Source organism: Burkholderia sp. 9779_493, from assembly GCF_015712215.1.
GTDB lineage: Bacteria > Pseudomonadota > Gammaproteobacteria > Burkholderiales > Burkholderiaceae > Burkholderia > Burkholderia cenocepacia.
Genome location: NZ_JACCQA010000030.1, coordinates 67,284 through 93,660, shown reverse-complemented (window position 1 = coordinate 93,660; position 26,377 = coordinate 67,284). Strand labels below are relative to the sequence as shown.

Genomic DNA, 26,377 nt, shown 5'->3' with positions numbered 1-26,377 from the left:
GCCCCGACCCCGCGCCGCACGACGGCGACGCGTCCGACGGCCTGCGCGTGCAGGATCTCGATCTCAACCTGTTGAAGACGTTTCGCGCGGTGTATGAAGCGCGGCACGTCGGCCGCGCGGCGCTGCGGCTCGGCGTCACGCAGCCGTCCGTCAGCTACGCGCTCGGCCGGCTGCGGCTGATGTTCCGAGACGCGCTGTTCGTGCGCACCGGCACCGGCGTCGAGCCGACGCCGCGCGCGCAGCGGCTCGCGATCTCGGTCGACAAGGCGCTCGCGATCCTGCAGGACGTGCTCGACGAAGGCTCACGCTTCACGCCCGACAGCACGCAGCGCGTGTTCCGCCTGCACATGAGCGATTTCGCGGCGAGCGCGTTCCTGCCGACGCTGCTCGCCGCGTTCGCCCGGCGCGCGCCGGGCGCCGTGATCGAGACGCTGCACGTCGACGAATGCCAGCTGAACGTCGCGCTCGAATCGGGGCGCATCGACTTCGCGCTCGGGCATTTCGCCGATGCGTCGAGCCACTTCCAGCGCACCGCGCTGCTGCACGAGCGCTGTGTGCTGCTGATGCCGCGCCGCACCGCGCAGCGCGTCGGGCTGCCCGACGATTTCGTGCTCGACGGCGCGGCGCCCGACGCGCTGCGCTTCGTCGCCGTCACGTCGCATCCGCAGTCGATGCAACTGCTCGAACGGCACGCACTGATGCCGCGGGTGCGCGCGGCGCTGCCCGATTTTCTGGTGGTGCCGGCGCTGTTGCAGGACGGCGACTACGCGCTGATCCTGCCGGAGACGATCGCGATCACGTTCGCGGCACGCCAGCCGTGCGTGCTGTACGAGATCGCCGGCGCCGGCGAATGGGGCGTCAACGCGTACTGGCACCGCCGCTTCGACGCGGACCCCGGCCATCGCTGGCTGCGCGCGCTGCTGCTCGAGCTGTTCAATATCGGCGAGCAGGCGCCGTTCGACGCATGGCTCGCGCCGCAGCCGCCCGCCTGCGCGTAGCGGCGCGAGCGGACACGGGCGCGGGCTCGCCGAGACGCTCAGAACGACGTGAGGATGCCGGCGACGAGCGAACTCGCGGTCGCGCCCGGCTTGGCCACCGCGACGCCGCCGCCGGCCGCGCCGTTGACGACGAAGCGGGCATGCGCGCCGTTGCGTACCATCGCGGCGCCCGTGTACAGCACCGTGCGCTTCGACAGCGGATAGTCGAAACGAATGCCGTACGAATCGGCATTGCCGTCGCTGTCGGCCACCTTCCGGTAATGGCCGACGCTCAGCAGCAGCGACGCACGCCCGATCGGCACCGTCGCGCTGAGCTCCATGATGTCGCTGTGCGGATAGGCGCTCTGACTGTCGATCGCGGTCGCGACATCGGGGCCGCCGCGATGGCGCAGGTACAGCGCGGCCACCTTCACGACGTTGAAGTCGTACGAAATCGCACCGAGCGTGTAGTTGCCGTTCGCGGCCGTGCTCGTGGCGCCGAGCGTCGATGCGGCCACCGGGCTGAACTTCTGCTGCATGTAGTCGACGTCGACCGACAGCCCGCCGCGCACGTAGTTGAGGCCGGCGCCGTAGGTATCGCCGAGCGTCGCCGGCTGCCCGGCCGCGCCGTTGGCGCCGCGCGCGGCCATCGCGCGCAACAGGAAGCCCGCGTAGCGCGGCGACGTGTAGCGCATCGAGTTGCGTACGCGCAGGAACGCGGGCCCGACGAAATTGTTGGTCGCGTTGCCCCAGGCGAGCCCCGCGCCGAGCCCCGGCAGGCTGTACGTGACGAGCGTCGTATGCAGGATCGTGTAGAGCTCGCCGAACTGCACGCCGCCGAACGGCCCGGTGATGCCGACCCACGCTTCGCGGCCGAACAGCGCGCTGCTGTTCGACAACGCGCCGCTCGCCGCGTTGAAACCGTCCTCCAGCTTGAAGATCGTCGCGTAGCCGCCGCCGAGATCCTCGACGCCCTTCAGCCCCCACTGCGACGCCCACAGGTTGCCGCTGCCCATGCGCGTCACGTGGTTCGGCCCGGCGTTCGCGTATTCGATCGCGGTGTCGATGCGGCCGTAGAGCGTCACGCTCGATTGCGCGACGGCCGGCAGCGCGATGCATGCGAGCAGCGCGGCAAGCGGTACGGCAAGCCGGTCGGCCCGCCCGTTCGGATGGTTCATCTGCGTCGTCCCGTAGAAGTTGCGGCGCCTGTCGGCATCGCGCCGCTTGATGTGAAGCGCGTTCGCTTTCAGATGCGAACGCTGCCGATAAAAACCGGGCCGAGTCTAGGAACGACAATTTCGGACGTCGACGCAATGCGCTCTATAACGCTTATAGATGCGCCGCATGACGCGCGCGGGCCCCGCCGCACGCGCGCTGCACGGCGGCCCGTGCGCACGGTCTCGGTGTTTTCTTTATCCGGGTCGGTAAATGTCCGTGTGGCGCGGCTGTCACTCCGGCTATGGCGGCCGAATTTGGCCGACTACGCTGCTCTCCGATCGTGTCGATCGTGTCACCCGCACGCTTTCGCGCCGCGACCGCGCCCGGCCCGCCAGGCCGATGCCGCGCTTTCCCACCGCCCGCTCCTGGAGAACCCGCATGTCCGCATCCACGGCCCGCGCTGCCGACGGCAAGCGCTATACGTACGAATGGTATGTCGTCGTCATCTGCATGCTCGCGTACATCTTTTCGTTCGTCGACCGGCAAGTCCTCGTGCTGATGATCGAACCGATCAAGCGCGACCTGCACCTGTCCGATACGCAGTTCAGCCTGCTCAACGGCTTCGCGTTTTCGCTGTTCTATGCGGTGATGGGCTTGCCCGTCGCGTATCTCGCCGACCGCTATGCGCGCCCGCGCATCATCTCGCTCGGCATCGCGCTGTGGAGCGTCGCGACCGCCGCGTGCGGGCTCAGCCAGCATTTCGTGCAGATGTTCGTCGCGCGGATGGGTGTGGGCGTCGGCGAGGCCGCGCTGTCGCCCGGCGCGTATTCAATGCTCGCCGACTACTTCCCGAAGGAGAAGCTCGGGCGCGCGGTCGCCGTGTATTCGCTCGGCTCGTTCATCGGCGGCGGCATCGCGTTCCTGATCGGCGGCTACGTGATCGCGCTGCTCAAGCATGCGAGCGCATTCACGCTGCCGGTCGTCGGACAGGTGCATGCGTGGCAGGTCACGTTCCTGATCGTCGGGCTGCCGGGCATCCTCGTCGCGCTGCTGTTCGCCGCGACCGTGCGCGACCCGCAGCGCAAGGGGCTCGCGCAGGATCGCTCGGGCGCCGTGCGGCGCGTGTCGATGCGCGATTCGCTGCGCTTCGTCGGCACGCACCGCGCGACCTTCGCGTGCCACTACCTCGGCTTCTCGTTCTACGCGATGGCGCTGTACTGCCTGCTGAGCTGGACGCCCGCGTTCTATATCCGCCGCTTCGGGATGACGGCCGTCGAAGCTGGCTATACGCTCGGCATCGTGCTGCTGGTCGCCAACACCGCCGGCGTGTTCTGCGGCGGCTGGCTCAACGACTGGCTGCTGCGGCGCGGTCGCGGCGATGCGCCGATGCGCGCCGGCGCGATCGGCGCCGCGTGCATGGCGATCCCCGCGACGCTATTCACGCAGCTCGACAGCCTGCCCGCATCGCTCGCGATGCTGGTCGTCGCGATGTTCTTCGCGTCGTTCCCGATGCCGACCTCGACCGCCGCGATGCAGACGCTCGCACCGAACCAGATGCGCGCGCAGATCTCCGCGTTGTTCCTGCTCGTGTCGAACCTGATCGCGCTCGGCATCGGCACGACCGTCGTCGCGCTGTTCACCGATCGCGTGTTCGGCGCACCGGCCGCGGTCGGCCATTCGATGTCGATCGTCAACGTCGCGGCGGCCACCCTGGCCGCGCTGCTGCTCGCGGTCGGCTGCCGGCACTATCGCCGCAGCCTCGACCGTGAACGCGGTCACACGTCGGCCGCGACGCCGCAGGCCGCCGGCGCTGGCGACGCGATTGCCGCGCGCTGAACGCCGGGCACGACCGCGCGCCCGAGTATTATCCATCCGGCTGATTCAGGCATCGTTTTTTAATCGATTTGATTTATGCGATGCCCGTCCCTATTCTCGATCGCATGAAGGCGCGGGCTCTGCCGCGCCGCTTTCCTCTATCCCACGGAATTTCCCATGCAAGCGAACCGTCACCAGGTCCGGATCGACGCGCTGATCGACGCGGCGCAGGACATCCGCTGTTTCCGGGTCTCGCGCGTCGACGGCCAGCCGTTCGACGCGTACGAACCGGGCGCCCATATCGACGTCACCGCGCCGTCCGGCATCACGCGGCAATACTCGCTGTGCGGCAACCCCGACGAGCGCGGCAGCTACCTGTTCGCGGTGAAGAAGGAAGCGCGGTCGCGCGGCGGCTCGCGTTCGCTGCACGACGACGTGAGCGTCGGCGCCGAGTTGTCGATCGGCACGCCGCGCAACCTGTTTCGTCTGACCGATGACGCGAGCGAGCACGTGCTCGTCGCGGCCGGCATCGGCATCACGCCGCTGCTGTCGATGGCGTATGCGCTGCACAAGCGCGGCGCGCGTTATCGACTGCACTATTTCGCGCGCAGCCGCGACCATGCCGCCTTCGTCGACGAACTGTCGGCCGGGCCGTTCGCGGCGCACGTGACATTCCATTACGGCGTCGAGCCCGATGCGCTCGCGGCCGAACTCGGCCGTTGCATGGAATCGATCGACCCGACGGCGCACGTCTATACGTGCGGCCCCGGGCCGTTCATGGATGCCGTCGTCGCGGCCGCGGCCACGCGAATCCCGGAAGACGCGATTCATCTCGAACGCTTCGCGGCGGAACCCGTCGCCGCGGATGCGGGCAATGCCGAAGCCGGTTCGAGCCTGGCCGACGGCTTCGAAGTGCGCCTGCACCGCAGCGGCCAGTCGGTGCGCGTCGCCCCCGATACGTCGATCGTCGACGCACTCGCGACGATCGGCATCGAGGTCGACACGTCATGCGGCGAAGGCGTGTGCGGCACCTGCATGGTGCCCGTCATCGACGGCGAGCCCGATCATCGCGACCACTGCCTGAGCAAGGCCGAGCGCGTGAGCAATACGGTGATCTGCTGCTGCGTGTCGCGCGCACGTTCCGCCGTGCTGGTGCTCGATCTCTGACACGTCGGGCGCGCCGACATGCCGCGGCGCCGATCCAGCGACGGGCCGATGCACCGGTGCGCTGGAAGCCGATGCAGGCCGACGCCGGCGCGCCCCATCGGCCGCTCATCGCGCACCACCCGAGCGTCACTCGTCGAAGCGCTCGACGATCTCGGCGAGCAGCGCACGCATCCACGCGTTGCCTTCGTCCTCGTGGAAATGCTCGTGCCAGTGCATCGTCACCGGCGCGGGCGGCAACGTGACCGGCAGCTCATACAGACGAAATGCGTTGTCGCGGTTCAGGATCTGCGCGAGCCGCTTCGGCAGCGTCGCATACAGATCGGTGACCGACAGCACGCTCGGCAGCGCGACGAAGTGCGGCACCTCGAGCGCGATGTTGCGGCCCACGCCCTGCGCGCGCAACGCGTCGTCGAGCGCGTGGTGGCTGTGCTCGACCGATTTCACGTTGACGTGCGCGGCGCGCACGAACTGGTCGAGGCTCAGCGCGGCAGCCGCCGGCAGCCCGCGCCGGCGCCCCGTCATGCACACGTAGGTTTCCTCGAACAGCAACTGGTGGCGCGTGCGCGGCATCAGCTCCGGCAGGTTGCCGATCGCGAAATCGAGCCGGCTCGCGCGCAGCGCCTCCTCGATCTCCTCCACCGGCAGCGGCTGCACGCTGAGCGTCACGCGCGGCGCGCGCTCGCGCAGCGCCTGGCAGATCGCCGGCAGGTACGCCATCTCGCCCGCATCCGACAGCGACAGCCGGAACGTGCGCGTGCTGGCGGCCGGATCGAAGCGCTCCGCATAGCGCAGCGCGACGCGGACCATGTCGAGCGCCTTGCCGACGATGCCGGCGAGTTCCAGCGCGACCGGCGTCGGCTGCATGCCCAAACGCGTCCGCACGAACAGCGGATCGTCGAACAGCGTGCGCAGCCGGCCGAGCGAATAGCTGACGGCCGGCTGCGACAGCGCGAGCCGCTCGCCGGCCTTCGTCAGGCTGCGTTCCTCGACGATCGCCTGGAAAACGCGCAACAGGTTCAGATCGAGATGATCGACCGACGTCATCGTGACCTCCATCATTTGCCGTATTTATTTGATCATCGATTTTAGATCAATTTGACCGATATGTAGCAGAAGACGAGACTGGTCCCTGGACGCTGCGCACGGCGCGGCCCGATTTTCGCGACTCTTTCCCCACGACGACGATGAGCGACATTGCCTACCAGACGATCGACACCCGCGCGTTGCATGGTCTCGCGCAGCCCGACCGCATCGCGCCCGCGATGTATCACGATCCCGCGCTGTTCGAAGCCGAACTCGACCGCATCTTCTACCGCACCTGGATCTGGGTCGCGCACGCCAGCGAACTGCCGAACCCGGGCGACTTCATCACGACGACGATCGGCCGCCAGCCGGTGATCGTCGTGCGCGACAAGACCGGCGAGATCAACGTGCTGCAGAACCGCTGCCGCCATCGCGGCGCGACCGTGTGCGAAGCGCACAAGGGCAACGCGAAGGGCTTCACGTGCCCGTATCACAGCTGGTCGTACGCGCTCGACGGCACGCTGCGCGCGCTGCCGTACGGCGACGGCTACGAAGGCGTGTGCGACAAAGGCGACCTGCCGCTCGTGAAGCTGCGCGTCGGCGTGTACCAGGGGCTGATCTTCGCGAGCTTCAACGATGCGATCGAACCGCTCGAGGATTTCCTCGGCGGCGCGAAGCCGTGGATCGACCTGTTCATGAAACAGGGCGCCGGCTACCCGATCAAGGCGAACGGCGAACACAAGTTCAAGTTCAAGGGCAACTGGAAGATCCAGCTCGAGAACACCACCGACCTCTATCACTTCCCGGTCGTGCACAAGTCGTGGATGAAGTCGATCGACGACGAGACGGCCGCCGCGATCACGAGTTTCATGACGAGCGAGCACGCGTTCTGCCGCGGGCTCGGCAACGGCCACAGCCTCGCGGTGCTGATGCCGGAGTTGATCGATCTCGACGAGGACGACGGCGCGCCGCTGCCCGAGCGTTTCGCGCCGCTCGCCGCGAAGCTCGCCGAGCGCCATGCGCCGGACGAAGTGCGCCGCATCGTGCGCTCGCTGATGGGCGTCGGCTTCAACCTGAACCTGTTCCCGAACCTGGCGCTGTCGATGGCGTTCTTCCGCGTGCTGCGGCCGATCTCCGCGAACGAAACGGAGATCCGCCACGTCGCGCTCGCGATGGACGGCGGCCCCGACGAAGCGAACCGCGAGCGGCTGCGCATCCACGAGCACTTCCAGGGCCCGTTCGGCTTCGGCAGCCCCGACGACGCGGAAGCCTGGGAGCGCGTGCAGCGCGGCGCGCACGCGGGCCCCGACGTGCCGATCCTCGTGAATCGCGGGCTGAACCGGGAGACGACCGCCGCGAACGGCGAAAAGACCGCGCATGCGACCGACGAAACCGGCATGCGCGAGGCCTACCAGCAATGGCGCAAGATGATGGAGCAACAATGATGGACGACCGCAACGCCCTCTTTTCCGAGCAGACCTTCGCCCGCGCGGTCGAATTCGTGTGGCGCGAAGCCGAGATGCTCGACCGCCGCGACTACCGCGCGTGGCTCGACCTGTGGGACCGGTCCGGGCACTACGTGGTGCCGATCGATCCCGACACGACCGATTTCGCGGCGACGCTGAACTACGTGTTCGACGACCAGGACATGCGCGAGAAGCGCGTGCAGCGGATGGTGTCCGGCTATTCGGCGTCGGCGACCGACGCGGCGCGCACGGTGCGCACCGTGTCGCGCTTCACGCTGGAGAGCGGCAGCGCCGATACCGTCGAGCTGAAATCGGCGCAGGTCGTCGTCGCGTACAAGCGCGGCGTCGCGACGCTGTTCGCGGCCGACGTCACGCACAAGCTGCACGTCGATGCCGACGGCGAGATGCGGATCGCGGAGAAAGTCGTGCGCCTGATCGACTCGACCGAAGCGCTGAGCGCGATCGGCTTCCTGCTGTAAGCCCTGACCGGTTCAACGTCGCCAACGCAATGGTGAACCGGGCACCTTCACCTGTGAGCGGCTGCCGGTTCGCCGCCGCCAACGCAAAAGTGAGCCGGTCACCTTCACCTTTGCGCGGCCCACCGGTTCGCCATCGCCTGCGCAACGGTGAGCCGGTCACCTTCACCTTTCCGGACGACCATGCCCACACTCGAAGTTTTCCTGCCGGCCGGCCACGATGCCGCGCGCAAGGCCGAACTGATCGCCAGGCTGACCGGTGCGACCGTCGACGCGATCGGCGCACCGATCGAATCGGTGCGCGTGTTGCTCACCGAGCTGCCGGCGACGCATATCGGCCTCGGCGGCCGCAGCGCCGCGGACGGCGCGCCGCCGTCGCTGCCGGTGATCGTCGCGATCCTGATCGCCGGCCGCACCGACGAACAGAAGCGCGCGCTGATCGCCGCGCTGTCCGACGCGGGCGCGAACGTGCTCGACGCGCCGCTGCAGGCGACGCGCGTGATCATCAAGGACATTCCGAACACGGACTTCGGCATCGGCGGCCAGACCGCGCGGGCGCTGGGGCGCTGACCATGCGCCGCGCGCCGCTGCCCCGTCGTGACGCCGCGCGGCCGCTAGGCGGACGCGTCGGCGAGCGGCAGCGTCACGCGGCAGTCGAGCCCGCCGCCCGCCGCCGGACTCGCGGCGATCCGCCCGCCGTGGCGCGTGACGATGCTCTTGCACAGCGACAAGCCGATCCCGTTGCCGCCGGCCTTCGACGACGAGAAGCCGTCGAACAGCCGGTCGTGCGCGCCGGCCTCGATGCCCGGGCCATTGTCGATCGCACGCAACTCCGCGTGGCCGGCCACGTTCGCGGTGCCGAGCGTCAGCGTGCGCGGCAGCCGCTCGCAACTGGCGAATGCCTCGATCGCATTGAACGCGAGATTCAGGATCACCTGCCCGATCAGCACGCGTTCGCAGCGGATCGGCAGCGGTGCGTCGGCCTGCACGATCGCGACCGTCACGCCGGCCTCCTTCGCGCGCAGCTCGATGAAGTACGCGACGTCCGCGAGGATGTCGCGCAGGTCGGCCCGCGCGACGACCGGCTCGCGCTTCACGATGAATTCGCGCACGCTCTTGATGATCAGCGCCGCATGCTCGGCCTGCCGGTCCGCGCTGCGCAGCCCCCAGATCGCGTCGTCGACGGCGCCGTCGCCGTTCAGCCGCCGCACCGCGCCTTCGATGAAATTGCGCACGGCCGCGAGCGGCTGGCTCAACTCGTGCGCGATCACGGTCGCCATCTCGCCCATCGCGTTGTAACGGCCCGCGTATTCGAGCATGCGCGCCTCGGCGCGCCGCGCGTCCTCGATCGCGACTTCGTCGCTCACGTCGCGGAACTGCACGAGCAGCCCGTCGAGATCGTCCTCGATCTCGACCTGCCGGCACAGGATGCGCAGCCAGCATGCCGAGCCGTCGCGCCGCACGATCCGGTAGCGCTGCGGTGCGGACGGGTGCGCCGACGGTGCGTCGCGCAACTGCGCGACGAGCCGGTCGCGATCGGCCGAGGAGCAGTAGTCGAGCACCGCGCCGAGCGGTTCGTCGGGTGCGAGCCCGAGCACGCGGCGGCCCGACTCGCTGATGAACTGCACGCCGCCGTGCGGCGTCACGACCGCGATGCCTTCGTCGAGATCCTGCATGAACTCGCGCAGCCGCGCCTCGTAGCGGCGCAACTGCTGGCGGACCGCCTCCTCCGCGCTGATGTCGCGGAACTGCACCATCACGACGTCGCGCCCGCGCAGCGGCACGTAGGTCGCGGTGGCCTCGGACAGCATGTCGACGCCGGTACGCGAGCGATAGCACCACTCGTACACCTGCGGCCCGTCGACGAGCGCGCGATCCCATGCGCTCACCGCGATCTCGCGGCGGTACTTCGGCTCGGGACGCGTCATGTCCGGCGCCTTCAGCGGCAGCAGTTCCTCGACCGAAAAGCCGAGCGCGATGCACGCGGCGCGATTCGCCCACACGATTGCCCTGGTGTGCGCGTCGTGCAGCAGCACGCAGGTCGTCAGCGCGTCGAGCAGCCGGTGGAAATCGTCTTCGTCGGGAAAACTCATGATCGGATTCGGAAGAAGGCGCGCGGCGTCGCGCGGCCGGAAACCCAACATAGCACCGGCGCGCGCCGATCGCATCTGAAGATTTCTTTAGGCCGGCACGGAGCGTCACCAGTCGCGCGGCCCAACGCACCAATTGCTGCGTGTTTTCGGCGTTTCTAGACTGGTTGCATCGTCTGGCTCCCCGCAACCGACACAGAAATCGCCCCCCATCCCCAGGAGACAACCATGCCGCAAGCCGCCCTCGCCATCGAATCCGCGCCGACCTCGCCGCCCGCGGCCTCTCCCGCGGCCGGGCAGTTGTCGCCGCTCGACGCGGTGCTCGAAACGGTCGCCGCGCGCCGCGAGGAATTCGACCGGCTGTCGCACGTGCCGCGCGACGTGATCGCGCTGTTCAAGCAGGCCGGCATCTATCGCGCGGGCACGCCGCGCCGCTTCGGCGGCGATGCGCTCGCGCCGACCGCGTTTCTCGACATGATCGAACGGATCGCGACCGCCGACGGTTCGGCCGCGTGGGTCGCGAGCTTCGGCTCCGCGAACGTCTACCTCGCCGCGCTGCCGCTCGAGACCCAGGCCGAGCTGTACGCGGGCGGCCCCGACCAGGTGTTCGCGGGCGGCCTGTTCCCGGTGCAGCCCGCGCAGGACGCGCCGGGCGGCTGGCGCGTGAACGGCACGTGGAAATTCGCGAGCGGCTGCAAGGGCGCCGACTGGCTCGGCGTCGGCATCGCCGTGCCGGGTGTGCAGGACGCCGCGCCGAACAAGCCGCGCACGGCCGTGTTCCGCGCCGCCGAGGTCGAGATCGTCGAGAACTGGAGCGTGGTCGGCATGCAGGGCACCGGCAGCCATGACCTGCGCGTGAACGACCGCTTCGTGCCCGAGGCGTGGACCTTCGTACGCGGCGGCGAGCCGACCGTCGACGAACCGCTGTACCGCTATCCGACCGTCGCGTATGCGGCGCAGGTGCTGGCCGTCGTTAACCTCGGCCTCGCGCGTGCGGCGCTCGACGTCGTGAATCGCATGTCCGGCGGCCGCCAGACGACGACCGGCGCGCCGCGTCTGGCCGATCGCGCGTATTTCCGCATCGAGCTCGCGAAGGCCGAGGCGCAGCTGCGCTCGGCGCGCGCGTTCTTCTACGATGCGACCGACTCGGTGTGGCAATCGATCCTCGCGGGCAACCCGGTGACGCCCGACCAGGTCAGCCTGCTGCGGCTCGCGGCCACGCAGATCGCCCGCGAAGGCGCGAGCGTCGTCGAACGCGCGTACCGCCTCGGCGGCACGGCGGCGATCTACCGGTCGCATCCGCTGCAGCGGCTGCTGCGCGATGCGATGGTCGTCACGCAGCACGCGTTCCTCGCCGAAGGCAACTTCGACGGCGCGGGCGCGGTATTCACCGGCGTCGCACCGTTTCCCGGTTATCTGTAACCTGCATCGACCGACGCTTTTGATGAACGCGCATGAAGCCGAACCGGTCGCGCCGTCGCCGGCCGGCTCATGCGCCCGCCTGATTTCTCTGGAGAACCCGATATGTCCGATTCGAATCCGCTGCCGCTGCGCGTCCTGTTCTGCTGCGGCGTGTCGCAGAATTTCTTCGACCTGCCGCGCGAGCAGATCGGCGAAGTGTGGCAGGCGTACGGCGCGATGCTCGCGGCCGTCGAAGCGATGCCCGGCGTGCGCGTGCTCGGCGTGATGGACGACGACCGCCTCGTGGTCGGCCAGGCCGACGGCGCGCCGTGGACCTTCTACATCATGGCCGACGTCGCCGATTTCGACACGACGGTCGCCGTGTGCAACCTGTACCGCACGACGCCCGTCGGCGAATACAACCTGTGGCGCTACGGCAAGATCGAGGCGCGCGTGGGCCGCGCGCTGACCGTGCCGCCGGCCGCGAAGCCCGCGGCGTGAGGCGCGCGATGACCGACCTGTCCCCTGCCGCGATCGACACGCTCGTGCAGCGCGTCGCGGCGCTCGATGCCGAGCGCGCGGTGCGTGCGACGCTCACGCGCTACATGGCGCTGTGCGACGTCCCCGCAGACGCCGGCGCCGGCCCGTCGCTCGCCGACCTGTTCACGGCCGACGCCGTGTGGGAAGGCATCGGCCTGCAATACGCGCGGAAGTTCGGCCGCCTCGAAGGCCCCGCGGCGATCGTCGCGATGCTCGGCCGCTACCTGCCGCCCGATCCGCATTTCGCGGCGAACCTGCACTTCCTGACGTCGGAGTCGATCGAGATCGGCGCCGATCGCGCCAGCGCGCGCGGCCGCTGGATCATGCTGCAGGCGTCGCGCTACGCCGACGGCTCGGCCGAACTGATCGCCGCGCGGCTGACCGTCGATTTCGCGCCGGCCGCCGACGGCGCCACCTGGCTGATCCGCCATTTCCGCACCGAACGCGTGCTCGACGGCCCGTGGCCGCTCGCCGCCGCGCCACGGTCCTGATGTTTCCCGCTGCTTTCGCACGATACCGACCATGACAGGCTTCATCGACACCTTCACGCTCGGCGGCCCCGGCCCGACGATCGCGATCAAGGACACGATCGACATCGCCGGCCATCCGACCCGCGCGGCGAGCCGCGCGCTCGCCGATGCGCCGCCCGCCGCGCAGCACGCGGACGTGGTCCGCCTGCTGCTCGACGCCGGCTGGCAGATCGCCGGCAAGGCGAACATGCACGAACTCGCGTTCGGCATGACCGGCATCAACGACTACACGGGCACGCCCGTCAATCCGCAGGATGCCACGCGCATTCCCGGTGGCTCGTCGAGCGGCTCCGCGTCGCTCGTCGGGCTCGGCGCCGTCGATGCGGCGCTCGGCACCGATACCGGCGGCTCGATTCGCGGGCCGGCCGCGTGCTGCGGCGTGGCCGGGCTGAAACCGACGTTCGGCCGCGTATCGCGGCGCGGCGTCGCGCCCGCCGACACGACGCTCGATTGCGTCGGGCCGTTCGCACGCGAGATGCGCACGCTCGTCGCGGTGATGGCCGCGATCGCGCCGGACTTCGATCGTGCGCAGGCGACGGCTGCCGCGGCAGGCTGCACGGTCGCGCAACTCGTCGTCGACGCCGACCCGGCGATCGCCGCCGCGCTCGATGCGGCCGTTCGTGCATCGGGCCTGCGCGCGCACACGGTCGTGCTCGACGAAATGCCGGCCTCGTTCGCGGCCGGGCTGACCGTGATCAATGCGGAAACGTCGCGCGCGTTCGGCCATCTGGTCGAAACGGGGCGGCTCGGCGCCGATCTCGATGCGCGGCTGCGCATGGCCGCGACGACGACACCGGCCGCGCTCGCGGAAGCCGAAGCCGTGCGCGCACGCTTCACCGCGCAGGTCGACGCCGCGCTCGAACACGCGGACGTGCTGGTGCTGCCGACGCTGCCCGCGCTGCCGATCACGCTGCAGCAGGCCCGCGACGGCGTATCGGTGATCGCGATGTCGTCGCTGATCCGGCCGTTCAACCTGAGCGGCCATCCAGCGCTGAGCCTGCCGCTACCGCTCGCCGGTTCACCGCTGAAGGCCGGCTTGCAGATCGTCGGTCGCAAAGGCGCGGACGAGCGGGTCTGCGCGATCGCGGCCCGCTTCGAAGCGGCGCTCGCCGCATGAACCACGATGCGGGCGCCGCGTCCATCGGCGTGCGCCCGCGAACCACGGAATTCCACACCATGTCAGATCGAGTCGTTCTCGTCACCGGCGCCGCGCGCGGGCTCGGCGCCGTCATCGCCGAACGCTTCCATGCGGCCGGCTATCGCGTCGCGCTGGCCGACATCGCCGCCGACGCCGTTCACGCGCATGCACGCGAACTCGACCCGGGCGGCGCACGCGCGATCGCGCTGCCGCTCGACGTCACGTCCAAACGCGATTTCGAAGCGGCGCGCGATGCGCTCGTCGCGCGCTGGGGCACGATCGACGTGCTCGTCAACAACGCAGGCGCGTCGAAGGTCGTACCGGCGATGGAGATCACCGCCGAGCAGTTCGACCAGGTGATCGACGTGAACCTGCGCAGCGTGCTGTTCGGCTGCCAGGTGTTCGGCCAGTACTTCGCGCAGCGCGGCGCGGGCCGCATCGTCAACATCGCATCGCTCGCCGGGCAGAACGGCGGCTCGGCGACGGGCGCGCACTATGCGGCAGCGAAAGGCGGCACGCTGACGCTGACGAAGGTGTTCGCACGCGATCTCGCCGCGCACGGCGTAACCGTCAACGCGATCTCGCCGGGGCCGCTCGATCTGCCGATCGTGTACGAAAGCGTCGCGCCTGAAAAACTGCGTCAGGTGCTCGCGAGCCTGCCGGGCGGCAAGCTCGGGTCGGCCGGGTTCGTCGCGGATGCCGCCGTGCTGCTCGCGTCGGGCGACGCGCATTTCGCGAACGGCGCATGCTGGGACATCAACGGCGGGCTGTACATGCGCTGAACGCGCGGGGCCTCATCGCGACGATTCGCCGTCGTCGCCCCATACGACCATCACGTCGCGCACCAGCGCGGCGATCGACGTCGCGCCGAGCTTCTCCTTGATGCTCGCGCGATGCACGTCGACCGTCTTCACGCTGATCGACAGATCCGACGCGATCTGCTTGCTGCCCTTGCCGTCCACGACGCCGCGCAGCACTTCCTTCTCGCGCGCGGTCAGCGCATCGAGCCGCTGGCGCAGCTCGCGGTGGCGCTGGCTCACCGCGTGCCGCTGCTGCGCGAGCCGCAGCGCACGCTGCACGCGCTCGAGCATCTGCTGCGAGTTGTACGGCTTCTCGACGAAATCGATCGCGCCGTTCTGCAACGCGCGCACCGACATCGGAATGTCGCCATGCCCGCTGACGAAGATCACCGGCAGCGTCGCGCCGCGTGCATTCAGTTCGGCCTGCACGTCGAAGCCGCTTTTCTCCGGCATCCGCACGTCGAGCACGAGGCAGGCGGGCAGGTTCACGTCGAAGCGCGCGAGAAAGTCGGCGGCGTTCGCGAATCCTTCGGACGCGATGCCGACCGATTCGAGCAGCCACGCGAGCGACGTCCGCATGCCGCTGTCGTCGTCGACGATGTATACGATCGGTGCGGGTGACGTCATCGCGGGTGTCTCGCTGAATATCGGTATCGGTATCGCACGCGCCGCGCGGGAAGCCGGTGGCCGGCATGTCGCGAGCGTCGTTCGCTGTGGGGTGTGCGGCACATCATAACGAGCCGAAAACCCGCTGCAAACCCCTGCACGTGCCGCACGAACGCGCAATCGCGGTTTTTTTCACACGCGGCGGCATGCATCTAGGTAGAACCTTTAGACGCGTTGGCGGCAACGCCATCCCGATCGCCAATCGTGCGAATGGTCGGCCGCATTTTCGCGACGTACGCTTGGGTCATCGTCGGCGATCCGGCGCCGCGCTCGCCGCGCTGCATCGTTCGCCGCTTTCGTCCAACCAGGAGCGCCCATGTCTTCCACGACCGATATCCAGCGACCGGCGCGCGTCGAACCGACCGACGCGCAGAAGGCCTTCCGCCAGGCGATGGCCCACCTCGGCGCGGCCGTCAACGTGATCACCACCGCCGGGCCGCACGGCCGCTGCGGGATCACCGCGAGCGCCGTGTGCTCCGTCACCGACGCGCCGCCGACGCTGCTCGTGTGCCTGAACCGGTCGAGCGCGATGCACGCGACCTTCGAGCGCAACCGTCAGGTCTGCATTAACGTGCTGCCGGCCGAGCACGAACTGCTCGCGCGACACTTCGCGGGGCTCACCGACCTGCCGATGGAACAGCGTTTCCAGTTGCCCGTGTGGGATCGCGGCGAACAGGACGTGCCGGTGCTGCGCGATGCGCTCGCGAGCCTGCAGGGCACGATCGCCGAGATGAAGGAAGTCGGCTCGCATTCGGTGATGTTCATCGAGGCGACGTCGATTCGCGTGCGCGACGACGGCGACAGCCTCATCTACTTCAGCCGTGCGTTTCATCGCGTGTCGCGTACCGCCTGCGTGCGGTGACGGGCGCCTGACTACGCGGACGTGCTGCGCAGCGCGCGCTGCCCGGCCGCGAATGCGGCGCCCGCGAACAGTGTCAGCGCGGAATACACGAGCCCGCGCGCGAGCCCCGCGCTGTCCGACACCCAGCCGATCGCGACCGGCCCCGCGATCTGCCCGAATGCGAAGACCGTCGTGAATGCGCTGATCCCCTTCGCCCAGCCGTCGGGCGGCAGGTTGTGCCGCACGAAGGCCGTCGTCGACGCGACCGCCGACAGGAACGTCGCGCCGAACAGCAGGCCCGACGCGAACGCGGCGGCCGGGTGCACGAACAGCGCGGGCATCAGCGTCGCGACGCCGAGCAGCGCGTTGAGCACGGCGAGCGCCTGGCCGCCGCGCATCCGGTCGAGCAGCCCCGACCACAGCCGCGCCGACACGACGGTCGCGATCCCGAGCATCACGTAGAACGCGGCGACCACCGTGCCGCTCATCCCCGCGCCGCGCAGCAGTGCGACGATGAACGTCATGTAGCCGATGTAGCCGACGCCGAACGGCCCGTAGCCGGCCAGCGCGAGCGCAAAGCGGGCCGGGCTCGCGCTCGCCGCCGGTTTCGCGCCGTCGGTCTGTCTGACCGGCGCCGCATGCGCATGCTCGATGCGGCGCGCGGCCGACACGGCCACCGCCGAGAACAGCACGCACGCCGTCGCGAGTGCGAACCACGCGGGCTGCCAGCCGTGCACGCGGTGCACGAGCGTGGCCGGCACGAGCAGCGACGACGCGACGATACCCCATCCGGTGCCGCCGTAATAGAGGCCGAGCAGCAGCCCTGCGTCGCGCGGCGACGCGGACGCGAGCCGCGCGGCCAGCACACCGCCGCTGATGAAGATCAACGCGCTGCCGATACCTGTGGCCAGCCGCTGCGCCAGTAGCGCGTGCATGTCCGACGTGAGCCCGCCCGCGGCCATCAGCACGGCGGTCAGTGCGCAGCCGGCCGCGAGCAGCGTGCCCGCGCGCCAGCGCCGCGACAGCAGCGGGAATGCCAGCGCGCCGATCAGGTAGCCGGCCGCGTTCGCCGTGTTCAGCGCGCCGGCCTGCGCGAAGGTCCAGCCGAGATCGGCCTTCATCGGCGGCAGCAGCAGCGCATATGAAAAGCGTGCGAGGCCGAGCGCGATCGCGCTGCCGAGCGACAGGCAGATCGCGAGTCGCCACGCGGCCATGCGGCCGGGATCGGTTGCGCCGGCGTCCGGCCGCGAGCGGCCGGCACGCTCCGGTTGCGGCACTGCGCGCATCGGGGTGTCTCCATCGTTGTTCGATTGCGGGGCTTGCGCCACCGTCGGTCGATCATACTTGAGCCGCCGTGAACCGGTGCGGTGGCGACAAAAACCCGACGGCCGGCGCAGGCACGCACGATCACGCTCGCCCGAGCCCGGCTGCAAACGCCGTCAGCAGCGCGCGTCCTTCTTGCCATTCCCCCAACCCGGAAGCCGCGTTCAGATGGCCGCGCGCGCCGAGCTGCAGCGGCGTCGCGCCCTGTTGCGTGACCCATTCGAGCGCTCGCCCGGACGGATCGTACGGATCGTCCGCGCTCGCGATCGCCAGCACCGGCACGCGCCCGAACCGGACGCGCGGCAGCTTCGCGAACGCGGCGGCGGCCACCGGAAAACGCGGCCCTGCCGGGTCCGGCACGGCGACGAGAAACGCGCCGCGCACCGCGCGCGCCGACGCGGCATGCCAATGCGCGAACAACAGACAGCCCAGCGAATGACCAATCACGAGCGCAGGCGCGCCGGCGTTCGCCACGGCCTCGTCCAGCGCCGCCGTCCAGTCGGCCAGGTCGGGCGCATCCCACGACGCCGGCGCGATGCGCGCGGCGCGGGGAAACGCGGCCTCCCAATGACTCTGCCAATGATCCGGTCCCGAATTGCCGATACCCGGCACGATCACGATCGCTTGCTCCATCACGCCCTCCATCAACGAAAGCCGGCAGTGTGACGGGGCGCCGGTCGGCATGGAATGGCAAGTCATCGGTTATTGAGACAAAATGCCGATGAATCAACGGTACCGGAGGACCGTCATGCCGGACGAAGCACTGGATCGCCTGGATCTTGCGATCCTCGAGGCCCTGCAGGACAACGCGCGAACGCCGCTGTCGGAAGTGGGCCGGCGCATCGGGCTGTCGCAGCCCGCGACGTCGGAGCGCGTCAAGCGGCTCGAAGAACGCGGCATCATCGCGGGCTACGGCGCACGGATCGATCCGGCGGCGCTCGGGCTGGGCATGATGGCCATCATCCGGCTGAAGACGACTCACGAGCACATCAAACCGGCGCTGCGCACGTTTGCCGACATGCCGCATGTCATCGAAGTCCATCGCATGACCGGCGACGATTGCTTTCTGCTGAAGGTGCTGGTGCCGACACCGGGCCAGCTCGAAACGCTCATCGACGCGATTGCGCGCTTCGGCGCGGTCACGACTTCGCTGGTGCTGCGCTCCGAACCGACCAAGGCGATCGGCAAGGCGTTGCTCGGATGACGCTCGCGTGCGAACCGCGCGCGGTGCGTGACATCGCGGACCGGTTCGATCGCGGATTCGAACGCCACGCGAATGCGTATGCGGCTTTCGTCAATGACATAAAACGCAGCAATCCGGACAATTGAATTCGAATTAAAAATAGCCAAATTCATTTCGTCTATCCGGATTCCGTCCTCTAAAAAAATGATGCGCGATCTGTCGCTCGTTTTATCCGGTTTTTCCAGTATGTGAAGCGCAAACGCTGCGTGTTTAGCACGTGTCGGCTAAAAACATGGCAACGCATTGCATTCGAAAATTCGTCAGACTAATATCGACGCCACTTGTCCGGGATTCACAAAATGCCGAACGAGGAGCGGCAATTTTTTTGTCGCGCTTTCATGTTGAATCACTCATGTTCACCACAGGAGAATTGACATGCAGGAAACCCAGCAAATCGAATTGCTTGACTGGATGCAGGAAGACACGCACCCCGAGGCCGTCGACATGATGGTCGAGGACGCCGTGGTGCCGTTCGGCACCGCGCTCTGGCCGGTCTGAGCGGGCCACCCGTTCTCGCGGAAGGGCCTCGGCCCTTCCGCCGCTTCCGGAGATACGCATGCTGAACCTGCACCGCGCGCTCGGTTTTCACCCGGCGCTGCGCGACAAGCTGGCCCGCGGCGAATCGGGAAAACTGCTGGTCGGCTATGACACCCGCAACCGCGACATCGCGTTGCGCGCCTTTTCCGCCCTGCCCGATTCGCTCGACGCGACCACCCTCTGCCTCGAAAGCACCGCGCCCGCCGACATCGCCGTCGCGCTCGACAACGCCGACCTGTTCGTGCTGCTGTACGACTCGTCGTGCCTGCCGACGCCGTCGCCGAGCGGGCCGCCGTTCCTCGCCGCGATCCGCCCCGCGATCGTCGAACACTGGAGCAAATCGGTTCTATTCAAGGATTACGGCCCGCATCTCGACGAGGCGTTCGCCGAATCGCTCGACGACATCGCCGCCCGCAACGGTCGCCTGATCGAGGCGGCCTCGCGCGCGTCGCAGATCCGCTTCATCGACGAAGCCGGCAACGCGCTGACGGGCGCGCTCGCGCCGGACCAGAAATGGACGAGCGTGGACGGCATGGGCAACCTCGACGTCGTGCCCGGCGAGATCGCGACGCACGTGACGGACCTGAACGGCACCGTCGTGTTCAGCGGCACGTTTCTCGGCACCGTGCCGTTCGCGATCAAGTACAAGGTGGCCGAGCGGCTCGCGACGCTGCATGTCGAACACAGCACGATCGTCGATTTCGACACCGACGATGCGGGCTTCCGGCGCGATTTCTCGACCTATCTCGACCGGCATGCGAATCACCGGCGGATCGAGGAATTCGGCATCGGCACGAACCTCGGCATCCGCAGCCTGTACGGCCGCAACGCGGGGTTCGAGGAACGCCATCCGGGCCTGCATCTCGGCCTCGGCGGCGGCGAAAACGGCAGCCACCATCTCGACCTGATCTTCGCGCGCGGCACGCTCGCGCTCGACGAGCGGATCGTGTTCGACGGCGCGTTCGCCGTCTGACGCGGCGCGCAGGTGACTCAGGCTTCGGCGGCGGCCGCGTCGCCGAGCCACTTGAACATCACGAGGCAGTCGACGAAGCCGAGCCGCGCGTGACGGTATGCGCGCGGCAGCCGGCCGACGATCTCGAATCCCAGCTTCTGCCACAGCGCGACCGCGACCTCGTTGGTCGCGACCACCGAATTGAACTGCATCGCGAGAAAACCGTGCTCGCGCGCGACCTGCTGCGAGTGCTCGCACATCAGGCGCGCGACGCCGCGGCCGCGCGCGGCCTCGTTCACCATGTAGCCGCAGTTGCTCACGTGCTTGGCCGGCCCGGCCGCATTCGCCTTCAGGTAATACGAGCCGAGCACCACGCCGTCCTCCTCGGCGATCCACGTACAGAGCGGCGCGTCGAGCCACAGTGCGCGTGCCGCTTCGGGCGTCGGCTCGGGATCGAATGCGTAGGTTTCCTGAGCAGCGACGATGGCGCGGTAGGTCGGCCAGAAACGTGCGAAATCGTCGTCGGTCATCGGGCGGATCGTGATCATGCGGGGGGTCTCGTGAGGGTGATGTCAGCAGGCAAGGCAGGCGAACGAGCGATCGTACCGCGATTCATCGCGGGTCGCCCGTTCGCCGCGCCGCGCTGCGATACGCGCCCGGCGGCATGCCGTACCAGCGCTTGAACGCCTGCGAGAAACTGGACAGATCGCTGAAACCGAGCCGCTCGGCCACCTCCGCGAGCGACAGCCGCGCATCGGCGAGCAGCGTCTCGGCCATCGCGCCGCGCGCCTGCGCGAGCAGCGCGCGAAACGTCGTGCCTTCGTCCTGAAGCCGGCGCTTGAGCGTGCGCGGGCTCGTGTTCATCAGCCGCGCCATGTCCTCGAGCGAGAACGGCGCGCTGCCCGGCGTCGCGTTCAGGTACTGGCGCACCATCTCCGACGTGCCCACGCGTGCACGCCGCGCTTCGACGAGTTGGCCGCACATCTGCTCGCACATCGACACCGTCAGCGGATTCGCATGCGGCAGCGGCCGGTCGAGAAACGCGCGATCGAACTCGAGGCTGTTCGCACGCGCCGCGAACGTCGGCTCGATACCCGCGATGCGCGGCGCGACAAGCGCCGGCGAACGCGCGGCCTGCAGCGTGAAGCGCGACAACGCGAAATCGCCGCTGGCGATTTCCTGCAGCAGCACGGCCGCGGCCGTCATGTCGCGCTCGACGAGGAACCGGCTCAGGTCGGCGTCGAGTTCCGGCGCGCCGAAGTTGAGCACGCCGGTGTCAGCGGCCTCGCGGTACGTGATGACGGTGTACGCATACGTGAGCGGCAAAAAGCGCATCGCCAGCGCGAGCGCATCGCTCCCGGTCGCGCTCGCGATCAGCCCGTAGCCCCACACGCCGTACGCGGAGAAGTGATAACGCAGCCCGACCTCGAACCCGAGGCCCTGCGCCCGGCCGAGCGCGCGCAGCAGATTGCCGGTCAGCCGCAGTTCCTGCGCGGCCGTCACCTCGACTTTCGGGTCGTCGAGCTGCGCGCTCGCGAGGCCGGTGCCGGCCAGCAACGTGGCAGGCGGCACGCCGCGTTCGTCGCCGAAATCGGCCAGCAGCCGGGCGCTGGCCGGACTCCGGGTGAAATCCCAGAAGCTCATGCGGAGAAACCCTCGAAGCGCCGATTTGGCCCAAATACTAAAACAATTGTCCCCAAGCAGCATTGGTGTTTTCCCACGCGGCCCGCACCATCGGCGTCATCCGGTCGTCGCCCGAACGACGCCATCGCCCCAGGAGGAGACACCATGCGACCGAGTCGCCCGATCGATCCCGCCGCCCGCTTCGCCCACCGGCGCGCCGCCCGTCCCCGCATGCCGACGTGCATCGCGTGACCCACCGATTACCGAGGAAAGGAGACGATTCCATGAGCAGGACTTTCGACTACATCGTGGTTGGCGGCGGGTCGGGCGGCTGCGTCGTCGCGGGGCGGCTGACCGAGGACCCGGCCGTGACCGTCTGCGTGCTCGAAGCCGGCGGCCGGGGCGACGGCGCGGTCGTCAACGTGCCGATCGGCGCGGTCGCGATGATGCCCACCCGCCTGAACAACTGGGCCTTCGACACGGTGCCGCAGCCGGGGCTCGGCGGGCGCATCGGCTATCAGCCGCGCGGCAGGACGCTCGGCGGTTCGTCGGCGATCAACGCGATGGTCTATATCCGCGGCCATCGCGTCGATTACGACGGCTGGGCCGCGCTCGGCAACGAAGGCTGGGCATACGACGACGTGCTGCCGTACTTTCGCCTGAGCGAACACAACGAGCGCTTCGACGATGCGTGGCACGGCCGCGACGGCCCGCTGTGGGTCAGCGACCTGCGCACCGGCAACCCGTTTCACGCGCGCTATCTGGAAGCCGCGCGACAGGCCGGCTTGCCGCTCACCGACGATTTCAACGGCGCGCAGCAGGAAGGCATCGGGATCTACCAGGTCACGCAAAAGCACGGCGAACGATGGAGCGCGGCACGCGCGTACCTGCTGCCGCACGTCGGGCGACGCGACAACCTGACGGTCGAGACGCATGCGCAGGTGCTGCGCATCCTGTTCGACGGCACGCGCGCAACCGGCGTCGAAGTGCGGCAGCACGGCGAAATCCGCACGCTGCGCGCGCGGCGCGAAGTCGTGCTCGCGGCCGGCGCGCTGCAGACACCGCAATTGCTGATGCTGTCGGGCGTCGGCCCGGGCAGTGCACTCCAGCAGCGCGGCATCGCGGTACGGGCGGACCTGCCGGGCGTCGGCCGCAACCTGCAGGATCATCCGGATTTCATCTTCGGCTACCGCACGCGCAGCGTCGACACGATGGGCGTATCCGTCCGCGGCGGGCTGCGCATGCTGCGCGAATTCGCGCGCTTTCGCCGCGAACGGCGCGGGATGCTGACGTCGAACTTCGCGGAAGGCGGCGGCTTCCTGAAAACGCGTGCCGATCTCGCCGCACCGGACATCCAGCTGCATTTCGTCGTCGCGCTCGTCGACGACCATGCGCGCAAGCCGCATGCCGGTCACGGGCTGTCGTGCCACGTCTGCCTGCTGCGGCCGCGCAGCCGCGGCTCGGTCACGCTGAACGGCACCGATCCGCTCGCGGCGCCGCGCATCGATCCCGCATTCTTCGACGATCCGCGCGATCTCGACGACATGGTCGCGGGCTTCCGCCTCACGCGTCGCCTGATGGACGCACCGGCACTCGCCAGCTGGACCACGCGCGACCTGTTCACCGCGAACGTGACGACCGACGACGAGATTCGCGACGTGCTGCGGCGGCGCACCGACACCGTCTATCACCCGGTCGGCACCTGCCGGATGGGACGCGACGCGCTCGCCGTCGTCGATCCGCAACTGCGCGTGCATGGCCTGCAAGGGCTGCGCATCGTCGATGCATCGGTGATGCCGACGCTCATCGGCGGCAACACCAATGCGCCGACGATCATGATCGCCGAGAAGGCCGTCGACCTGATGCGCGGCGTATGCCGCGTAGCGGTAGAGCCGCATGCCGAAGCAATCGTCAGGACAGCGACGGATTTCGACGCTACCCTTGCACCCCACGCCGCGCACGATACCGCCCAGCCCGAGGAAACCCGCCATGCTGTCGCCTGATCCTTCCCGTTCCGCCGGCTCCGCCACGCCGCTTGCCGCGATCATCATCGGCGCCGGCTTTGCCGGCATCGGCATGGCGGTCGCGCTGCAACGCGCCGGCATTCACGATTTCGTGATCGTCGAACGCTCGCACGACGTCGGCGGCGTGTGGCGCGACAACCGCTATCCGGGCGCCGCGTGCGACGTGCCTTCGCACTTGTACTCGTTCTCGTTCGAGCCCAATCCGGCGTGGTCGCGCGTGTTCGCGCCGCAGCCTGAAATTCATGCGTACCTGCAACACTGCGCGCGCAAGTACGGCCTCGCGCGATATCTGCGCTTCGGCGCCGAAGTCGAACACGCACGCTACGACGAAGCCGGCGCGCTGTGGCACGTCACGCTGCGCGACGGCACGACGCTGAGCGCCGCGCTGCTCGTCAGCGGCACCGGCCAGCTGAGCCGCCCCGCCATGCCGGACCTGCCCGGCATCGACACGTTTCGCGGCCGTGCGTTTCACTCCGCACACTGGGATCACGATTACGCACTCGCCGGCAAACGTGTCGCCGTGGTCGGCACCGGCGCATCGGCGATCCAGTTCGTTCCGGCGATCGCCGGCGACGTGCGGCGCCTGACCGTGTTCCAGCGCTCGCCGGCCTATGTGATGCCGCGCCCCGACCGCGCGTATCGCCCGTGGGAAAAGGCGCTGTTTCGCCGGCTGCCGGCGGCGATGAAACTGCATCGCGCATCGATCTACCTGCGCTACGAAGCGCGCGCGATCGCGTTCACGCGCCTGAACGGGTTGATGAAGGTCGCGGTCGGCCGGCCGTTTCGCAAGCTGCTCGCGCGCGACGTGCCGGACCCCGCGCTGCGCGCACGGCTCACGCCCGACTATCCGGTCGGCTGCAAACGCATCCTGTTGTCGAGCGACTATCTCGCCGCGATGAGCCGCGACCATGTCGAGCTCGTCACGCAGCCGATCCGGCGCGTGACCGAGGACGGGATCGAAACCGCCGACGGCGTGCATCATCCCGTCGACGCGATCGTCTACGGCACTGGGTTCGCGGCGACCGAGTTCCTGTCGCCGATGCGCATCACGGGCCGCGGCGGCCTGGACCTGAACGACGCATGGCGACGCGGCGCGCAGGCGTATCTCGGGCTCACCGTGCCCGGCTTTCCGAACTTCTTCATGCTGTACGGCCCGAACACCAACCTCGGTCACAACTCGATCGTCTACATGCTCGAAAGCCAGATCGCGCACGTGATGCGCTGCGTGCATGCGATGCGTCGCGACGGCGCGCGCGAGATCGACGTCGACGCGCGCCGCTACCGGCGTTTCAACGTGCACGTGCAGCAGCGGCTCGCAGGGTCGGTATGGAGCAATTGCAAGAGCTGGTACGTCGATGCGTCGGGACACAACAGCACGAACTGGCCGGGCTTCACGCTGACCTACCGGTGGATCACGCGCTTCACCGGCATGTCCGCGTACCGCTTGTCGCAACCGCTGCCCGCGGCGGCCGCGCCGCTGCACGGCACGATGGTCGCGCCGCCCGCCGGCAGACTCGAAGCCTTCACGGCCGCTTCGTTGCGCGGATTCCTGCGCGTCGCGTTCCGGCCGCTGATCGGGCCGCCGTTCGGCGCGCGCATGCAGCGCCGCGTCGTCACGCTGCTGTCGCCGCTGATGCCCGGCGCGGGCGGCACGCTGCGCTACCGCACGTCGGCGCAACGCGTGCCCGTCGAAGTCGTCGCGCCGAAGCGTGGCGATACGGGTGGCGCGATCCTCTATCTGCACGGCGGCGCGTTTTGTCTCGGCGGGCCGCATACGCATCGCGGCGTGACGACGCGCCTCGCGAACGACGCGGGCCTGCCGGTGTGGGTGCCCGATTACCGGCTCGCGCCCGAGCATCCGAGCCCGGCCGCGCTCGACGATGCACTGGCCGCCTACGATGCGATGCGCACGCAGGGCTATGCGCCGCACCGGATCGTGATCGCCGGCGACTCCGCCGGCGGCGCGCTGGCGCTGGCGCTCGCCATCGCGCTGCGCGAGCGCGGCGAGCCGGCTGCCGCCGCGCTGCTGCTGATCTCGCCCGTGACCGACCCGGCGCTCGGCGGCGCGACGCTGGCCTCGCGCCGCCACGACGATCCGATGATCCGGCGCGGCTGGCTCGAACAGGGCCTGCGCTGGTATCACGGCACGGGGTCCGCCGCGGCGCGCGGCCCGCTCGACACCGACCTGCGCGGCTTGCCGCCGATGCTGATCCAGGCCGGCGACCAGGAAGTGCTGCTGTCCGATGCGCAGCGGCTCGCGGAGCATGCGCATGCGTGCGGCGTGCCGTGCCGGCTGGAGATTCATGCGGCGCGCTGGCACGTGTTTCATCTGCAGGCGTTTTATCTGCGCTCGGCGCGGGACGCGTTGCGTACGTTGGCGGGGTTTGCAGCGAAACGTGTCGCCTCGCCGGCATGACGATGAAGCGGCGACGTACGACGCTCGGCGCCGGCCCGAGCGTCGCACCCGCTTGCAACGAAGCGACACCGACTTGCGAAAACCGGCCGTTTATTTTTTTCCGCCGCATGCGGCCGTCATGATTTCCCGCAAACCCCGGTGCGTCACCGGGGCGAGCAACCACCCCACCCT

25 protein-coding genes are annotated in these 26,377 nt (G+C 69.0%); 17 read left to right on the top strand and 8 right to left on the bottom strand.

Annotation, left to right across the window (positions count from 1 at the left end; all coding sequences use genetic code 11):
- On the top strand, positions 1–998 hold a 998-nt coding region (locus H0X95_RS26585; protein WP_196446281.1), incomplete at its 5' end, for a LysR family transcriptional regulator.
- A 38-nt stretch (positions 999–1,036) separates the two neighbouring features.
- On the opposite strand, the gene H0X95_RS26580 is transcribed toward H0X95_RS26585, so the two are convergent.
- Positions 1,037–2,155, bottom strand: coding sequence for a porin (locus H0X95_RS26580; RefSeq protein WP_059722434.1), 1,119 nt, complete (start codon positions 2,153–2,155; stop codon positions 1,037–1,039).
- A gap of 418 nt (positions 2,156–2,573) precedes the next feature.
- On the opposite strand from H0X95_RS26580, the gene H0X95_RS26575 reads away from it, so the two are divergent.
- Complete coding sequence (locus tag H0X95_RS26575) at positions 2,574–3,971, top strand: spinster family MFS transporter (RefSeq protein WP_034202737.1); 1,398 nt, start codon at positions 2,574–2,576, stop codon at positions 3,969–3,971.
- 156 nt (positions 3,972–4,127) lie between these two features.
- Positions 4,128–5,117, top strand: coding sequence for a PDR/VanB family oxidoreductase (locus H0X95_RS26570; protein WP_059722432.1), 990 nt, complete (start codon positions 4,128–4,130; stop codon positions 5,115–5,117).
- Between the two features lie 126 nt (positions 5,118–5,243).
- Here the strand turns inward: H0X95_RS26570 and H0X95_RS26565 are convergent, their stop codons facing one another.
- Positions 5,244–6,161, bottom strand: coding sequence for a LysR family transcriptional regulator (locus H0X95_RS26565; RefSeq protein ID WP_034203393.1), 918 nt, complete (start codon positions 6,159–6,161; stop codon positions 5,244–5,246).
- Between the two features lie 140 nt (positions 6,162–6,301).
- Between H0X95_RS26565 and H0X95_RS26560 the strand changes: the two genes are divergently transcribed.
- The 3 genes from H0X95_RS26560 (at position 6,302) to H0X95_RS26550 (ending at position 8,652) form a co-directional block, all read left to right on the top strand.
- Entirely contained in the window at positions 6,302–7,585 is a 1,284-nt protein-coding gene (locus H0X95_RS26560) for an aromatic ring-hydroxylating oxygenase subunit alpha (protein ID WP_006483596.1), read from the top strand.
- On the top strand, positions 7,582–8,085 hold the full coding sequence (locus H0X95_RS26555) for an aromatic-ring-hydroxylating dioxygenase subunit beta (RefSeq protein ID WP_006495639.1): 504 nt from the start codon (positions 7,582–7,584) through the stop codon (positions 8,083–8,085). Before H0X95_RS26560 ends, H0X95_RS26555 begins: the two co-directional genes overlap by 4 nt.
- Before the next feature lie 180 nt (positions 8,086–8,265).
- The gene (locus tag H0X95_RS26550; protein ID WP_059722431.1) at positions 8,266–8,652 is read left to right on the top strand and encodes a 2-hydroxymuconate tautomerase family protein; all 387 of its coding nucleotides are present in this window, start codon (positions 8,266–8,268) and stop codon (positions 8,650–8,652) included.
- Positions 8,653–8,696: 44 nt separating this feature from the next.
- Here the strand turns inward: H0X95_RS26550 and H0X95_RS26545 are convergent, their stop codons facing one another.
- Positions 8,697–10,250 (bottom strand): sensor histidine kinase, encoded by a 1,554-nt coding sequence (locus H0X95_RS26545; protein ID WP_059722430.1) that lies wholly within the window; start codon positions 10,248–10,250, stop codon positions 8,697–8,699.
- Positions 10,251–10,400: 150 nt separating this feature from the next.
- Here H0X95_RS26545 and H0X95_RS26540 point away from each other — a divergent pair, with 150 nt between their 5' ends.
- From H0X95_RS26540 to H0X95_RS26520, 5 genes are all read left to right on the top strand, one after another.
- Positions 10,401–11,594, top strand: coding sequence for an acyl-CoA dehydrogenase family protein (locus H0X95_RS26540; protein ID WP_034202740.1), 1,194 nt, complete (start codon positions 10,401–10,403; stop codon positions 11,592–11,594).
- 102 nt (positions 11,595–11,696) lie between these two features.
- Entirely contained in the window at positions 11,697–12,074 is a 378-nt protein-coding gene (locus tag H0X95_RS26535; protein ID WP_006490490.1) for a hypothetical protein, read from the top strand.
- A gap of 8 nt (positions 12,075–12,082) precedes the next feature.
- Positions 12,083–12,604 (top strand): nuclear transport factor 2 family protein, encoded by a 522-nt coding sequence (locus tag H0X95_RS26530; protein WP_006495644.1) that lies wholly within the window; start codon positions 12,083–12,085, stop codon positions 12,602–12,604.
- Positions 12,605–12,635: 31 nt separating this feature from the next.
- Positions 12,636–13,760 (top strand): amidase, encoded by a 1,125-nt coding sequence (locus H0X95_RS26525; protein ID WP_059722428.1) that lies wholly within the window; start codon positions 12,636–12,638, stop codon positions 13,758–13,760.
- 59 nt (positions 13,761–13,819) lie between these two features.
- Positions 13,820–14,563, top strand: a complete 744-nt coding sequence (locus H0X95_RS26520) for an SDR family NAD(P)-dependent oxidoreductase (RefSeq protein ID WP_059722711.1) — start codon at positions 13,820–13,822, stop codon at positions 14,561–14,563.
- 12 nt (positions 14,564–14,575) lie between these two features.
- Here the strand turns inward: H0X95_RS26520 and H0X95_RS26515 are convergent, their stop codons facing one another.
- Complete coding sequence (locus H0X95_RS26515) at positions 14,576–15,208, bottom strand: response regulator transcription factor (RefSeq protein WP_006479687.1); 633 nt, start codon at positions 15,206–15,208, stop codon at positions 14,576–14,578.
- Positions 15,209–15,563: 355 nt separating this feature from the next.
- Between H0X95_RS26515 and hpaC the strand changes: the two genes are divergently transcribed.
- The gene (gene hpaC, locus H0X95_RS26510) at positions 15,564–16,109 is read left to right on the top strand and encodes a 4-hydroxyphenylacetate 3-monooxygenase, reductase component (RefSeq protein ID WP_006490502.1); all 546 of its coding nucleotides are present in this window, start codon (positions 15,564–15,566) and stop codon (positions 16,107–16,109) included.
- Positions 16,110–16,120: 11 nt separating this feature from the next.
- Here the strand turns inward: hpaC and H0X95_RS26505 are convergent, their stop codons facing one another.
- Positions 16,121–17,374, bottom strand: coding sequence for a YbfB/YjiJ family MFS transporter (locus H0X95_RS26505; protein WP_196446280.1), 1,254 nt, complete (start codon positions 17,372–17,374; stop codon positions 16,121–16,123).
- Between the two features lie 121 nt (positions 17,375–17,495).
- Entirely contained in the window at positions 17,496–18,044 is a 549-nt protein-coding gene (locus H0X95_RS26500) for an RBBP9/YdeN family alpha/beta hydrolase (RefSeq protein ID WP_059722709.1), read from the bottom strand.
- Between the two features lie 115 nt (positions 18,045–18,159).
- Between H0X95_RS26500 and H0X95_RS26495 the strand changes: the two genes are divergently transcribed.
- The 3 genes from H0X95_RS26495 (at position 18,160) to H0X95_RS26490 (ending at position 20,164) form a co-directional block, all read left to right on the top strand.
- Positions 18,160–18,615: an Lrp/AsnC family transcriptional regulator gene (locus tag H0X95_RS26495; RefSeq protein WP_006490496.1), complete on the top strand. Its 456-nt coding sequence runs from the start codon at positions 18,160–18,162 to the stop codon at positions 18,613–18,615.
- A gap of 414 nt (positions 18,616–19,029) precedes the next feature.
- Complete coding sequence (locus H0X95_RS36225) at positions 19,030–19,152, top strand: hypothetical protein (RefSeq protein ID WP_006479692.1); 123 nt, start codon at positions 19,030–19,032, stop codon at positions 19,150–19,152.
- A 58-nt stretch (positions 19,153–19,210) separates the two neighbouring features.
- A complete protein-coding gene (locus tag H0X95_RS26490; RefSeq protein ID WP_006495650.1) occupies positions 19,211–20,164 on the top strand; it encodes a hypothetical protein in 954 nt (317 codons plus the stop codon).
- Between the two features lie 17 nt (positions 20,165–20,181).
- On the opposite strand, the gene H0X95_RS26485 is transcribed toward H0X95_RS26490, so the two are convergent.
- The gene (locus H0X95_RS26485) at positions 20,182–20,691 is read right to left on the bottom strand and encodes a GNAT family N-acetyltransferase (protein WP_006490509.1); all 510 of its coding nucleotides are present in this window, start codon (positions 20,689–20,691) and stop codon (positions 20,182–20,184) included.
- Positions 20,692–20,755: 64 nt separating this feature from the next.
- Positions 20,756–21,787, bottom strand: a complete 1,032-nt coding sequence (locus H0X95_RS26480) for an AraC family transcriptional regulator (protein ID WP_059722426.1) — start codon at positions 21,785–21,787, stop codon at positions 20,756–20,758.
- Positions 21,788–22,050: 263 nt separating this feature from the next.
- On the opposite strand from H0X95_RS26480, the gene H0X95_RS26475 reads away from it, so the two are divergent.
- Complete coding sequence (locus H0X95_RS26475; protein ID WP_059722424.1) at positions 22,051–23,769, top strand: GMC family oxidoreductase; 1,719 nt, start codon at positions 22,051–22,053, stop codon at positions 23,767–23,769.
- Positions 23,756–26,206, top strand: a complete 2,451-nt coding sequence (locus tag H0X95_RS26470; RefSeq protein WP_059722423.1) for an alpha/beta hydrolase fold domain-containing protein — start codon at positions 23,756–23,758, stop codon at positions 26,204–26,206. Before H0X95_RS26475 ends, H0X95_RS26470 begins: the two co-directional genes overlap by 14 nt.
- The last annotated feature ends 171 nt before the right edge of the window (positions 26,207–26,377 follow it).